General features: G+C 71.1%; 12 protein-coding genes. 6 read left to right on the top strand and 6 right to left on the bottom strand.

Annotated features, from left to right (window positions below; translation table 11 throughout):
- Positions 1-189 precede the first annotated feature (189 nt).
- Positions 190-1,317 (bottom strand): alpha/beta hydrolase, encoded by a 1,128-nt coding sequence (locus ACFU5F_RS20695; RefSeq protein ID WP_383889151.1) that lies wholly within the window; start codon positions 1,315-1,317, stop codon positions 190-192.
- A gap of 167 nt (positions 1,318-1,484) precedes the next feature.
- Between ACFU5F_RS20695 and ACFU5F_RS20690 the strand changes: the two genes are divergently transcribed.
- From ACFU5F_RS20690 to ACFU5F_RS20665, 6 genes are all read left to right on the top strand, one after another.
- Positions 1,485-3,365 carry a phosphatidylglycerol lysyltransferase domain-containing protein gene (locus ACFU5F_RS20690; RefSeq protein ID WP_383889148.1) on the top strand — a complete coding sequence of 627 codons (1,881 nt, stop codon included), beginning with the start codon at positions 1,485-1,487 and terminating at the stop codon, positions 3,363-3,365.
- Between the two features lie 110 nt (positions 3,366-3,475).
- The gene (gene folP / locus ACFU5F_RS20685) at positions 3,476-4,342 is read left to right on the top strand and encodes a dihydropteroate synthase (RefSeq protein WP_383889145.1); all 867 of its coding nucleotides are present in this window, start codon (positions 3,476-3,478) and stop codon (positions 4,340-4,342) included.
- On the top strand, positions 4,339-4,842 hold the full coding sequence (locus ACFU5F_RS20680) for a nuclear transport factor 2 family protein (protein WP_383889142.1): 504 nt from the start codon (positions 4,339-4,341) through the stop codon (positions 4,840-4,842). Before folP ends, ACFU5F_RS20680 begins: the two co-directional genes overlap by 4 nt.
- Before the next feature lie 141 nt (positions 4,843-4,983).
- Positions 4,984-5,343 (top strand): dihydroneopterin aldolase, encoded by a 360-nt coding sequence (folB, locus tag ACFU5F_RS20675; protein WP_383889139.1) that lies wholly within the window; start codon positions 4,984-4,986, stop codon positions 5,341-5,343.
- Positions 5,340-5,951 (top strand): 2-amino-4-hydroxy-6-hydroxymethyldihydropteridine diphosphokinase, encoded by a 612-nt coding sequence (gene folK / locus ACFU5F_RS20670; RefSeq protein WP_383889136.1) that lies wholly within the window; start codon positions 5,340-5,342, stop codon positions 5,949-5,951. Before folB ends, folK begins: the two co-directional genes overlap by 4 nt.
- 123 nt (positions 5,952-6,074) lie before the next feature.
- Complete coding sequence (locus ACFU5F_RS20665; protein ID WP_383889133.1) at positions 6,075-6,560, top strand: DUF3180 domain-containing protein; 486 nt, start codon at positions 6,075-6,077, stop codon at positions 6,558-6,560.
- A gap of 24 nt (positions 6,561-6,584) precedes the next feature.
- Here the strand turns inward: ACFU5F_RS20665 and folE are convergent, their stop codons facing one another.
- The 5 genes from folE to ACFU5F_RS20640 all read right to left on the bottom strand — a co-directional run bounded on the left by folE (position 6,585) and on the right by ACFU5F_RS20640 (position 12,718).
- On the bottom strand, positions 6,585-7,190 hold the full coding sequence (gene folE / locus ACFU5F_RS20660; protein WP_383889130.1) for a GTP cyclohydrolase I FolE: 606 nt from the start codon (positions 7,188-7,190) through the stop codon (positions 6,585-6,587).
- Positions 7,191-7,385: 195 nt separating this feature from the next.
- Positions 7,386-9,401: an ATP-dependent zinc metalloprotease FtsH gene (gene ftsH, locus ACFU5F_RS20655; protein WP_383889199.1), complete on the bottom strand. Its 2,016-nt coding sequence runs from the start codon at positions 9,399-9,401 to the stop codon at positions 7,386-7,388.
- A 178-nt stretch (positions 9,402-9,579) separates the two neighbouring features.
- Positions 9,580-10,140: a hypoxanthine phosphoribosyltransferase gene (gene hpt, locus ACFU5F_RS20650; RefSeq protein ID WP_013001681.1), complete on the bottom strand. Its 561-nt coding sequence runs from the start codon at positions 10,138-10,140 to the stop codon at positions 9,580-9,582.
- Between the two features lie 96 nt (positions 10,141-10,236).
- Positions 10,237-11,403, bottom strand: a complete 1,167-nt coding sequence (gene tilS / locus ACFU5F_RS20645; protein WP_383889127.1) for a tRNA lysidine(34) synthetase TilS — start codon at positions 11,401-11,403, stop codon at positions 10,237-10,239.
- A gap of 190 nt (positions 11,404-11,593) precedes the next feature.
- Positions 11,594-12,718 (bottom strand): zinc-dependent metalloprotease, encoded by a 1,125-nt coding sequence (locus ACFU5F_RS20640; protein WP_383889124.1) that lies wholly within the window; start codon positions 12,716-12,718, stop codon positions 11,594-11,596.
- Positions 12,719-12,788 lie beyond the last annotated feature (70 nt).

The following is a 12,788-nucleotide window of genomic DNA, read 5'->3' as shown; positions in this document are numbered from 1 at the left end:
CTCTCACAAGCCCTCACAAGCTCCCTCACCGCCGGTGCACCAATGCGCCCACCGGCAACTCCTCTGGTGGATCAACCCCATGGAATGCGGATACTCCTTGGCCACATCTGTCGCTCCCCTCGGGCCGGTGAATTCCGCCGAATTGGCGGCGGTCCCGCCGACTGCTCCACGCCGTCGCCCGCACGCCCCTCACCGGTCGCTCAGCCGCCCGCTGATCCACTGCAGAGTCGCCGGGATCTCCCGCCGCCACGTGTTGAAGTTGTGTCCGCCGCTGTCGAGGATGATCGACGAGATCCGTGTCGGCTGCTTCTTCCGCGCCAAGTCGATGAACTCCGACGTGGACCTGTAGTCGGTCTCTCCCTGTTTGCTGCTGGTGACCAGCAGAGAGGTGTCCGGCGCCGGCCTGTGGCGGAGATACCAGAAGAGATCCGCCTCGTTCCGCAGCGTCTTGTCGCCGTGGAAGAGATCGCCGGTCGTCGGGTCGATCGGCGCCCTGTAGTACGGCGAGAGGCCCGCCCCGGCGGCGTACACCCGGGGGTGGTGCATGGCCAGTTTCAGCGCACAGTAACCCCCGGTCGAGTCGCCGACGATCCCCCAGCTGCCGGGCTTTTTGCCGACGCGGTAGTGGTGGCCCACGGCGTCCGGCAGGTCCTGGGCGAAGAACGACTCGGCCGGCGGCCCCCCGGGGACGTCCACGCACTCGGTGTCGCGCGGCGGCGCCACGGTCGGCCGCAGCATGACCAGGATCATCGGCTGGGCCACGCCCTCGCGGGCCAGCCCATGGGCCGTTTGCGGGTAGTGGAGGCCCTTGACGAGCGCCTCGGCGGTGCCGGGGTAGCCGGTGAGGACGACGACGGCGGGGAAGGTCCGGGTGCGGTACCGGGCCTGGAAGTACTCCGGCGGCAGATACACGTAGGCGGGGGTGGCGATCCGGGTCGTACGGCCGACGATCTCGACCTTCTGGATCTGGCCGCCGACCTGGGGGCGGTCGCCTCCGGTCACGTCCACCGGCCGGGTGCCGACGACCTGCAACGGCCCGCCGCCGGTGGCGACGCCGTCGTGGTCGACGACCACGCCCTGGCCGGCCTCCCGGCCGAGGAGGTCGGCCCAGCTGGCGTAGAACCCGAAGGCCTGGTTCGCGACGAGACCGACGCAGGCGAAGAGGGCGATCTGCGTGGCCAGCAGCGCGACGATCCGGCCGCCGACCGCCCGCCAGCCGCGGCGGGCGAGTCTCGGCCACAGCCACACCGTGCCGACGAACAGCAGCACGGCGGACAGAACCGCCAGGACCAGCACGTTGTTGCTCGTTAGACCCATCGGGTTGTCCCTGCCGACCTTTCTTTCCTTGTCTTTCCCTGTCCTTGGGCTGAGCTTTCCGTTGGGGAGTGAACCTCCCTCGCCAAGGCACCGTCCTAGAGGGCGCAATGTCGCCGGATGCCGGAAAGGCACCGGATCCAAGCTCACTCGCGGAACAATGGGATGCGATGTCTGTCAGGACAGATGGGGAAAAGTCGGGCGAGGTTCCGGTGCGTTCGGGCCGCCTCCCGGTGAGCGCCGTCGGGCGCGGATACGGCGCCGTGCGCGGCGCGCTGCGCGGGCCGCGCCCCGAGGCCGTGCCCGCCCTGGTCGCCAGGGCCTGCACGCTCGTCGGGCTGGTGGACATCGCCGCGGGCGTGTTCCCGCGCTTCCGCAACAGCCGGATGCACGCGCTGGCGGAGGTGCTCCCGGGCGCCCTCGGCCCGTTCGCGGCGGCCCTCTCCCTGAGCGTGGGCGTCCTGCTGCTCCTGCTCGCCCACGGCCTGCGCCGGCGCAAGAGGCGGGCCTGGCGCGCGGCCGTGATCCTGCTGCCGGCCGGGGCGATCGCCCAGTTCACCTACCGTCACTCGCTCGTCGGCGTCCTCGTCTCGGTGGCACTGCTCGTCCCGCTCCTGCGCCACCGCGAGGAGTTCCGCGCCCTGCCCGACCCGACCAGCCGCTGGCGGGCGCTCGCCAACTTCGTACTGATGGGCGCCGGTTCGATCGTCCTCGGCCTGCTCGTCGTCAGCGCCCACCCCGGGCGCATGGTCGGCGACCCGAGCCTCGCCGACCGGCTGGAACACGTCATCTACGGTCTGTTCGGCTTCGAGGGCCCGGTCGGCTACCTCGGCAACACGTCCTGGACGGTGGCCTTCTCGCTCGGCGCCCTCGGCCTGCTGACCGCCATCACCACCATCTACCTGGCCTTCCGCCCCGAACACCCGGCGGCCCGCCTCACCGACGAGGACGAGGCACGGCTGCGCGGCCTGCTCGACCGGCACGGCGGCCGCGACTCCCTCGGCCACTTCGCGCTCCGCCGCGACAAGGCGGTCGTCTTCTCCCCCAGCGGCAAGGCGGCGGTGACGTACCGCGTCGTCTCCGGGGTGATGCTCGCCAGCGGCGACCCGATCGGTGACGTCGAGGCCTGGCCCGGCGCGATCGAACGGTTCATGGACGAGGCCAAGGCCCACTCCTGGACCCCGGCCGTCATGGGCTGCTCGGAGACGGGCGCCGAGGTGTGGACCCGCGAGACCGGCCTCGACGCCCTCGAACTGGGCGACGAGGCGGTGGTGGACGTCGCGGATTTCTCCCTCGCCGGACGCGCGATGCGCAACGTGCGTCAAATGGTGAAGCGCATCGAGCGGCTCGGTTACGAGACCCGGGTCCGGCGCGTCCGTGACCTCGGCGAGGCCGAGCTGGAGCGGATCCGGCGCGCCGCGGAGGACTGGCGCGGCACCGACACCGAGCGGGGCTTCTCCATGGCGCTCGGCCGCGTCGGCGACCCGGCCGACGGGGACTGCCTCATCGCCACCGCCCACCGGGCCGACGAGACCCCGGGGGCGTACGGCGACCTGAAGGCCGTGCTCCACTTCGTGCCCTGGGGCCCCGACGGCGCCTCCCTGGACCTGATGCGCCGCGACCGCTCGGCGGACCCCGGCATGAACGAGCTCCTCATCGTCGCGGCGCTCCAGGCGGCCCCCCGCCTGGGCGTCGAGCGGGTGTCCCTGAACTTCGCGATGTTCCGCTCGGCCCTGGCGCGCGGCGAGAAGATCGGCGCGGGACCGGTACTGCGCGCCTGGCGCGGACTGCTGGTCTTCCTGTCCCGCTGGTTCCAGATCGAGTCCCTGTACAAGTTCAACGCCAAGTTCCGCCCCCGCTGGGAGCCGCGCTTCGTCGTCTACGCCGCCTCCCGCGACCTGCCCCGCATCGGCCTGGCCGCGATGCAGGCCGAGGGCTTCGTCCACCTCGCCCTGCCCCGCGTCCTGCGCCTGCGCGCACGGGCCCACCGGCCCTGCGCCCACACGGTGGCGGAGCGGAGCATGGGCGAGCAGAACGTACGCGCGGCCTAGGCGGCCCGGGCCGTGCCGTCACCGTCCCGTCGCCGCCCGTGCCGGGCACGGCCGGCAGACCGCCTCGGCTCGGGTCATGGCCGCCGGCGCCATGGGCCTAGGCTTGACGCATGAGCATGCAGAACGGGCGCGGCCAGGTGGCCGGAATGCCCGTGTGGGACCGTTGCGCGGTCATGGGGGTCGTCAACGTCACCCCCGACTCGTTCTCCGACGGCGGCCGCTGGTTCGACACCACGGTGGCGGTCAAGCACGGCCTGGACATGGTCGCGGAGGGCGCGGACCTGGTGGACGTGGGCGGTGAGTCCACCCGCCCCGGCGCGGCCCGGGTCGACGAGGCGGAGGAACTCCGCAGGGTCGTCCCCGTCGTCAGGGGACTGGCCTCCGAGGGCGTGACCGTCTCCGTGGACACCATGCGCGCCTCCGTCGCCGAGCAGGCCCTCGCCGCCGGTGCCGCCCTCGTCAACGACGTCAGCGGCGGCCTCGCCGACCCCGCGATGATCCCGGTGGTCGCCGACGCGGGCGCCCCCTTCGTGGTGATGCACTGGCGGGGCTTCCTGGAGGGCGGCAACGTCCGCGGCGTCTACGAGGACGTCGTCGCCGAGGTGACGGACGAGCTGCACGCGCGCGTGGAGGCCGTTCTGGAGGGCGGTGTCGCGGCGGACCGCGTCGTGGTCGACCCGGGTCTCGGGTTCTCCAAGGACGCCGAGCACGACCTCACCCTCCTCGCCCACCTCGACCGGCTGCTCGGCCTCGGCCACCCCCTGCTGGTGGCCGCGTCCCGCAAACGGTTCCTCGGCCGGGTCCTGGCGGGCCCGGAGGGCGCCCCGCCGCCGGCGCGCGAGCGGGACGCCGCGACCGCCGCCGTGTCCGCCCTGGCCGCCCGGCAGGGCGCCTGGGCGGTCCGGGTGCACGAGGTCCGCGCCACCGCCGACGCGGTCCGCGTGGCCCGCGCCGTCGAAGGGGCCCGGCAGCGGTGAGCGCTCCCCACACCGACGTCGAACAGGTCGAACTCGCCAACCGGGCCTTCTACGAGGCCATGGAACAGGGCGACTTCGAGACCCTCTCCTCGATCTGGCTGGTCCCGGCCGACGTGGGCGTGGACGAGGAGTACCACGACCCCGCCGAGTCGGGCGTGATCTCCTGCGTGCACCCCGGCTGGCCGGTGCTGACCGGGCGCGGCGAGGTGCTGCGGTCGTACGCGCTGATCATGGCGAACACGGAGTACATCCAGTTCTTCCTCACCGACGTGCATGTGTCGGTCACCGGGGACACCGCGCTCGTCACGTGCACGGAGAACATCCTCAGCGGCGGTCCGGCGCCGGACGGCGGTGACGGGCTGGGGCCGCTGGTGGGGCAGCTGGTGGTGGCCACGAACGTGTTCCGGCGCACGTCCGACGGCTGGAAGCTCTGGTCGCACCACGGCTCCCCGGTGCTGACCGAATCCGATGACGACGAGAGCGAGGACACGCCCTCCTGACGGGGTAGGCGGTCCACCCGAGCCCGCGCGCGTGAGCGTTGTCGTGGCTCGCAGGTAGATTCGAAGGTGGCCGGTGTGCCGACCGCGTACGGACGAGGCGGGTGGCACCGGCCGTTCCCGACGACTGCAGGAGTGATTCGCGTGGATCGTGTCGCGCTGCGTGGCCTCAGGGCCCGTGGACACCACGGGGTGTTCCCGCACGAGCGCGAGGAGGGCCAGACCTTCGTGGTGGACCTCACGCTCGGCCTGGACACCCGGCCCGCCGCCGCCGACGACGACCTGGCGAAGACCGTGCACTACGGGATCGTGGCGGAGGAGGTCGTCGCCCTCGTGGAGGGCGAGCCGGTGAACCTCATCGAGACACTCGCCGAACGCATCGCCCGGGCGTGCCTGGAGCACGACGGGGTCCAGGAGGTCGAGGTCGCCGTCCACAAACCGAACGCGCCGATCACCGTCCCCTTCGACGACGTGACCGTCACCATCACCCGGAGCCGAGCATGACCGCGTCCTTCACCGAGGGTCAGAGCGACCCGACCGTACAGCCGGTGCCCGCCTCCGTCGTGCGGAAGGTGGACGAGGCCGACTCGACCCTGCACAACCCCCGCCGGGCGGTGCTCTCCCTCGGTTCCAACCTGGGCAACCGGCTGGAGAACATCCAGGGCGCGATCGACGCGCTGGAGGACACGCCGGGCGTACGCGTCAAGGCCGTGTCGCCGGTGTACGAGACCGAGCCGTGGGGGGTGGCACCGGGCAGCCAGCCCTCGTACTTCAACGCGGTCGTCGTCCTCAAGACCACCCTGCCGCCGTCCTCGCTGCTGGAACGGGCCCAGGCGGTCGAGGATGCCTTCCACCGGGTGCGGGACGAGCGCTGGGGGCCGCGCACGCTGGACGTCGACATCGTCGCGTACGCGGACGTCGTCTCCGACGACCCGCTGCTCACCCTGCCGCATCCGAGGGCGCACGAACGGGCCTTCGTCCTCGTCCCCTGGCACGACGTCGACCCCGACGCCCTGCTGGCGGGCCGCGGTCCGGTAGCCGCGCTCCTGGACGGAGTCACCCGCGACGGTGTGACGCCCCGAGCCGACCTGGAACTCCACCTGCCCGCGTAGTCGTTAAGGTCTACCGGGTCGGGATCATCCCCGACACCGCCGGGACCGCCGGCCGGGCCGACCACCCGGCGCCCGTGGACCCGGCTTCCGCGGACCATCCATCGGGCTCGTCGAAGGGGCATCGTGAAAGAGCTGCGCATCAGGACGCTGGCCGCGGTGTTCGTCGTGGCGGGGGTGCTGTCCTGGGCCGGGGCCCGGCTGTGGAACTCGGTGGACACCCTGCCGAGCGTCCCGCTGGCCGCGCCCATCGTGCTCGCCCTGATCGCCGCCGTCCTGACGGCCACCGCGCTGTCCCTGCGCAACCGGCTCAAGGCCCAGCGGGAGCGCCGGCCGGGCGCCAAGGGCGTGGAGCCCCTGATGGCCGCCCGCGCGGTCGTCTTCGGCCAGGCCAGCGCCCTCGTCGCCGCCCTCGTCGCCGGGATGTACGGCGGGGTCGGGATCTTCCTCCTGGAGTCCCTGGAGGTCCCGGCCCGCCGCGACCAGGCCATCTACGCCGGGTTCTCGGTCCTCGCGGGCATCGCCGTCATAGTGGCCGCCTTCTTCCTGGAGCGCGTCTGCAAGCTCCCGGAGGACGACGACACGGGTGGCGGCGCGGCCCGGGCGACGTGACCGCCCCGGTGAAGGGCCCCCGGGTCAGCGGGCCATGATGAGGCTCATCGCCTCGTTACGGGTGGCCGCGTCCCGCAACTGGCCGCGCACGGCCGAGGTGATGGTCTTCGCGCCGGGCTTGCGGATGCCCCGCATCGACATGCACATGTGCTCGCACTCCACGACCACGATCACCCCGCGCGGCTCCAGGATCTCCATCAGCGAGTCGGCGATCTGCGTCGTCATCCGCTCCTGCACCTGCGGCCGCCGGGCGTAGACGTCCACGAGCCGGGCCAGCTTCGACAGGCCGGTGATCTTCCCGCTGGTGGACGGGATGTACCCGACGTGCGCGACACCGCGGAAGGGGACCAGATGGTGCTCGCAGGTGCTGTACACCTCGATGTCCTTCACGAGCACCATCTCGTCGTGCCCGAGGTCGAAGGTCGTGGTCAGCACGTCCTCGGGCTCCTGCCACAGCCCCGCGAATATCTCCTGGTACGCCCGCGCCACCCGCGCCGGCGTCTCCTTCAGCCCCTCCCGGTCGGGATCCTCGCCGACCGCGATCAGCAGCTCCCGTACGGCGTTCTCGGCGCGCTTCTCGTCGAACTCGCCGATGGCGCCCCCACCGTCCAGCGTCACGGGGTCGGTCATGCTGTGCCTCGCTCCTGAGCCGAGCCTGCGACGCGCACGGCCACGCGTCTCATTTTTCGGCCATGTTCCGGTTATACGAAAATGCCGTGCCCCCCAGGCTAGAACCTGGGGGGCACGGCATCCATTCCGGGCCTGGTGAGGAGTCCGGGACCGGGAGCCGGGGCTCCCGGTGGCCGGTTCTCACCGGGTGGGGCGTCAGCTCTCCGCGTTCTCCTCCGGAGCCGCGTCGACGGGCGCCTTGGTGGTGATCGCCGGCGTCGCGCCGTTCGCACCGTTCGTCAGTGCCAGCTCCCGGGGGGAGAGCACCGGCGGACGGGTGGAGGGGGTGCGGCGGGAGGAGCCGGTCCAGGCGGGCCGGGGCGGACGCTTGACGATGGGGGCGAAGATCTCGGCGATCTGCTCCTTGCCCAGCGTCTCCTTCTCCAGCAGCTGGAGCACCAGGTTGTCGAGGACGTCGCGGTTCTCGACCAGGATCTCCCAGGCCTCGTTGTGCGCGTTCTCGATGAGCTTCTTGACCTCTTCGTCCACGAGCGCGGCGACCTCTTCCGAGTAGTCGCGCTGGTGAGCCATCTCACGTCCGAGGAACGGCTCGCTGTTGTCGCCGCCGAACTTGATGGCGCCGAGACGCTCGGTCATGCCGTACTGCGTGACCATCGCGCGGGCCAGGCTGGTGGCCTTCTCGATGTCGTTCGACGCGCCGGTGGTCGGGTCGTGGAAGACCAGTTCCTCCGCGGCACGGCCACCCATCATGTATCCGAGCTGGTCGAGCATCTCGTTACGCGTGGTCGAGTACTTGTCCTCGTCCGGCAGGACCATCGTGTAACCGAGGGCGCGCCCCCGGGACAGGATGGTGATCTTGTGGACGGGGTCGGAGTTCGGTGAGGCCGCCGCGACCAGGGCGTGACCGCCCTCGTGGTACGCGGTGATCTTCTTCTCCTTGTCCGACATGATCCGGGTCCGCTTCTGCGGGCCCGCGATCACACGGTCGATCGCCTCGTCCAGCATGTGGTTGTCGATCAGCTTCTGGTCGCTACGGGCCGTCAGGAGCGCGGCCTCGTTCAGGACGTTGGACAGATCGGCACCCGTCATACCGGGGGTGCGGCGGGCGACGGCGCCGAGGTCGACGTCGGGCGCGACCGGCTTGCCCTTCTGGTGGACCTTCAGGATCTCCAGACGACCCTGCATGTCCGGGCGGTCGACGGCGATCTGACGGTCGAAGCGGCCCGGGCGCAGCAGCGCCGGGTCGAGGATGTCCGGACGGTTCGTCGCGGCGATGAGAATCACACCGCCCTTGACGTCGAAGCCGTCCATCTCGACGAGCAGCTGGTTCAGCGTCTGCTCGCGCTCGTCGTGACCACCGCCGAGGCCGGCGCCGCGGTGGCGGCCGACCGCGTCGATCTCGTCGACGAAGACGATCGCCGGGGCGTTCGCCTTGGCCTGCTCGAAGAGGTCACGGACCCGGGAGGCACCGACACCGACGAACATCTCGACGAAGTCGGAACCGGAGATCGAGTAGAACGGGACGCCCGCCTCGCCGGCCACGGCACGCGCCAGCAGCGTCTTGCCCGTACCGGGCGGGCCGTAGAGCAGCACACCCTTGGGGATCTTGGCGCCGACGGCCTGGAACTTGGCCGGTTCCTGCAGGAACTCCTTGATCTCGTGGAGCTCCTCGACGGCCTCGTCCGCACCGGCGACGTCCGCGAAGGTCGTCTTCGGGGTGTCCTTGGTGATGAGCTTGGCCTTGGACTTCCCGAAGTTCATGACCCGGGAGCCGCCGCCCTGCATCTGGTTCATCAGGAACAGGAAGACGACGACGATCAGGACGAAGGGGAGCAGCGACAGCAGGATGCCGACGAAAGCGTTCTGCTTGGTCGGGGAGACCGTGTAGCCGTCGGGGATCTGCTTGTTCTGGAACTTGTCCTGAAGGGTGTTGGCGAGAGTGACGCCCTGGTCGCCGATGTAGCTCGCCTGGATCTTCGAGCTGTCCTCGACCTTTTGGCCGTCCTTGAGCTGCACCTTGATGAGCTGCTCTTCGCCGGTGGTCAGTTTGGCTTCTTTGACCTTGTTGTCATTGATCGCCTGGACCACCTGGCCGGTGTCCACCGTCTTGTAGCCGCCGGACGAGCCGACGACCTGCATCAACACGACCACGGCAAGGACGGCCAGCACGATCCACATGACTGGCCCACGGAAGTATCGCTTCACGTCCATCCATACGGAGCGGTGCCGCCCCGTCCCTCCTGCCATAGTGAGTTTGATAAAAGACTGTTCTTCGGACGGTACCCCAGCATTGTCACCCGAAGCCGCAGGGGACTGCTCGCAATCCCGTCCACGCATGCTCCAACGGCGCGAAACCCGCTGGGGTTCCCGAGCGTCTTACGGGGGTTGTTCAGCCGCCGTAGACGTGGGGCGCGAGCGTACCGACGAACGGGAGGTTGCGGTACTTCTCGGCGAAGTCGAGGCCGTAGCCCACGACGAACTCGTTGGGGATGTCGAAACCGACCCACTCCACGTCGATCGCGACCTTCGCGGCGTCCGGCTTGCGCAGCAGGGTGCAGATCTTCAGGGACTCGGGCTCGCGGGAGCCGAGGTTGGAGATCAGCCAGGACAGGGTCAGGCCCGAGTCGATGATGTCCTCGACGATCAGGACGTGCTTGCCCTTGATGTCGGTGTCGAGGTCCTTGAGGATCCGCACCACGCCGGAGGACTGGGTGCCCGCGCCGTAGGAGGACACGGCCATCCAGTCCATGGTGACCGGGGTGGACAGCGCCCGGGCGAGGTCCGCCATGACCATGACCGCGCCCTTGAGCACTCCGACGATCAGCAGGTCCTTGCCCGCGTACTCCGCGTCGATCTTCGAGGCCAGCTCGACGAGCTTCGCGTCGATCTCTTCCTTGGTGATGAGCACCTCTTTGAGGTCGGCACCCATGTCTTTCGCGTCCACCCGCATCACTTTCGGTCGGTCGTCCCAGGGCCGCTCCCGGACGCGCGCACCCCGTGCGGGGGGTTCGGGGCCCTGTGCGAGGGCCCCCTTCGGCGTCCGGATTCAGCCTTGCCGAATCACCAGTCTGCCACCCTGGCGCTGGGCGACGACCCGGCCGGGGAGATTGATGGCCCCCTGACCGCGCCAGCCGGTGATGAGCCGGTCGACCTCCTCGATGTGCCGGGCGAAGAGGGAACCGGCCGGGGAACCGGCCTCGATCGCGGCCCGGCGCAGGATCCGGCGGCGCACGGCGGGCGGCAGGGCGTAGAGCTTCGCGCACTCCAGCAGGCCCGCGGCGTCCCGGACGCCGGGCTCGGCCTGACGGGCCCAGGTGTCGAGGGCGTCGGCGTCGTCCCGGGACAGCTGGGCCGTACGGGCGAGGGCCTCGACGACGCCCTTGCCGAGCGCCTTCTCCAGGGCGGGCAGGCCCTCGTGGCGGAGCCTGGACCGGGTGTAGGCCGGGTCGGCGTTGTGTGGGTCGTCCCACACGGGCAGCGACTGGACCATGCAGGCCTTGCGGGCGGTCTGCCGGTCGAGCTGGAGGAAGGGACGGCGGTAGCGGCCGTCGGCCCCCGAGACCGCGGCCATACCGGACAGCGAGCGGATGCCGGAGCCCCGGGCGAGACCGAGCAGGACGGTCTCGGCCTGGTCGTCGCGGGTGTGGCCGAGCAGGACGGCGGCGGCGCCGTGGCGTTCCAGCGCGGCGTCGAGGGCGGCGTAGCGGGCGTCCCGGGCGGCGGCCTCGGGGCCGCCGTCGCGGCCGACGGTCACGGCCACGGACTCGACCGGGTCCAGGCCCAGTTCGCGCAGGCGCAGGACGACTTCCTCGGCGCGCAGGTCGGAGCCGGGCTGCAGGCCGTGGTCGACGGTGATTCCGCCGGCGCGGACGCCGAGCTTGGGCGCCTCGAACGCGAGGGCGGAGGCGAGGGCCATGGAGTCGGCGCCGCCGGAGCACGCCACGAGCACGAGCGGCCGCTCGTCCCCGGTGCTCCCGGGGCGGGGGGCACCCGGGCGCGCGGCCGCGCCGCGCCTGACGTCGATGGGTACGACCGCGGGGGGTACGGCCGTGGGGGGCGCGGACGCCGGTTGTGCGCCCGTGTCCGACGACGCGCCGGAGGTCGCGCGGGCGGGCGCGTGCGGGGTGGCGTGTGTGTGGAGTTCGGTGAGGAGGTCGTGGAGTACGCGGCGAACCGCCAGGCGTATCGCCGCGACCGCGGGGTGGGGACCCATGTCCGGTTCCCTTCATGAAATTGTCGGGGGGCGAGCCCGAGTTCGGTCACTCAGAGTGTGTAGATGGTGACAGAACCGGGCGGTTCCCCGAGCATTGCACGCCTACCCCTCGCTCACGGTCCCTCGGACGGGTGATTGGAGGCGCGTTTGCCTGCCGTCGGCCGGTTTCGTTCACCAGCTCACGCGTGGCTCACGACTCCGCCTTGCGATGCACCCGCGCGACCCAGTCCGCCGGTTTGGCGATCTCCGCCTTGGTCGGCAGGGTGTTCGGGGAGGTCCACACGCGGTTGAAACCGTCCATGCCGACCTGTTCGACGACCGCCCGTACGAACCGCTCGCCGTCCCTGTACTGCCTGAGCTTGGCGTCCAGGCCGAGCAGCTTGCGCAGGGCCTGGTCCAGGCGGGAGGCGCCCTTGGCACGTCGTTGCTGGAACTTCTCGCGGATCTCGGCGACCGAGGGCACGACGGCAGGGCCGACGCCGTCCATCACGTAGTCGGCGTGGCCCTCCAGGAGGGACATGACGGCGGTCAGGCGGCCGAGGATCTCGCGTTGCGCGGGGCTCTGCACCAACTCCACGATCGAGTGACCGTCGTCGCCCTCCTCCCCCTCGGGCCGGCCACCCGCGAGTGACTGGGCGGCCTCCCGGATGCGTTCCAGGAAGGTCGTGGGGTCGACCTCGGTCTCCGCCAGGAACGACTGGATCTCGCCCTCCAGGTGGTCCCGGAGCCAGGGGACCGCCGTGAACTGGGTCCGGTGGGTCTCCTCGTGCAGGCAGACCCAGAGGCGGAAGTCATGGGGCCGGACGTCGAGTTCACGCTCCACGTGCACGATGTTCGGCGCGACGAGGAGCAGCCGGCCTCCGCCGTTCTCACCCGCCGGGAGGTCGCGGGTCGCCGGGGCGAACGTCTCGTACTGGCCGAGGACCCGGGAGGACAGGAACGACAGGAGCATGCCCAGTTCGACGCCGGTGACCTTGCCGCCGACCGCGCCGAGGACGGCCCCGCCCGGGGTGCTGCCGCGGCGCTCCTGCATCTTCTCCAGCAGCGGCTTCAGCAGCTCCCGGAAGCCTGCCACGTTGGCCCGGACCCAGCCGGGCCGGTCCACGACGAGGACGGGGGTGTCGTCGCCGGTGTCGGGCAGCATCCGGGTGAAGGCGCGGACGTGCTCCTCGGACGCCCTCGCGTGCCGGCGGAGCTCGGCGACGATGGCCCTGGCCTCGTCGCGGCTCACCTCGGGGCCCGGCCGCACGAGCCGGGTCGCGGTCGCCACCGCGAGATTCCAGTCGACCATCTCGGCACCACCGATACGAGTCATGTCGTCAACCGTACGTGAGCGCTGCCGCTTGGGGCAGGCCGTGACAGGTGGGGGGTGCCCGGGGACCGTG

The sequence above is a fragment of the Streptomyces sp. NPDC057438 genome (genome assembly GCF_042802995.1).
Taxonomy (GTDB): domain Bacteria; phylum Actinomycetota; class Actinomycetes; order Streptomycetales; family Streptomycetaceae; genus Streptomyces.
The sequence above is the reverse complement of the archived record's forward strand: the minus strand, read 5'-3'. Positions and strand labels throughout refer to the sequence as shown.

What these genes read in the sequence shown, in the direction of transcription:
- folK (WP_383889136.1), top strand. Translation starts at nt 5,340, where the DNA reads ATGACCGCGTCCTTCACCGAGGGTCAGAGCGACCCGACCGTACAGCCG.
- folE (WP_383889130.1), bottom strand. Translation starts at nt 7,190, where the DNA reads ATGACCGACCCCGTGACGCTGGACGGTGGGGGCGCCATCGGCGAGTTC.
- folP (WP_383889145.1), top strand. Translation starts at nt 3,476, where the DNA reads ATGAGCATGCAGAACGGGCGCGGCCAGGTGGCCGGAATGCCCGTGTGG.
- ACFU5F_RS20640 (WP_383889124.1), bottom strand. Translation starts at nt 12,718, where the DNA reads ATGACTCGTATCGGTGGTGCCGAGATGGTCGACTGGAATCTCGCGGTG.
- ACFU5F_RS20695 (WP_383889151.1), bottom strand. Translation starts at nt 1,317, where the DNA reads ATGGGTCTAACGAGCAACAACGTGCTGGTCCTGGCGGTTCTGTCCGCC.
- ftsH (WP_383889199.1), bottom strand. Translation starts at nt 9,401, where the DNA reads ATGGACGTGAAGCGATACTTCCGTGGGCCAGTCATGTGGATCGTGCTG.
- ACFU5F_RS20690 (WP_383889148.1), top strand. Translation starts at nt 1,485, where the DNA reads ATGTCTGTCAGGACAGATGGGGAAAAGTCGGGCGAGGTTCCGGTGCGT.
- hpt (WP_013001681.1), bottom strand. Translation starts at nt 10,140, where the DNA reads ATGCGGGTGGACGCGAAAGACATGGGTGCCGACCTCAAAGAGGTGCTC.
- tilS (WP_383889127.1), bottom strand. Translation starts at nt 11,403, where the DNA reads ATGGGTCCCCACCCCGCGGTCGCGGCGATACGCCTGGCGGTTCGCCGC.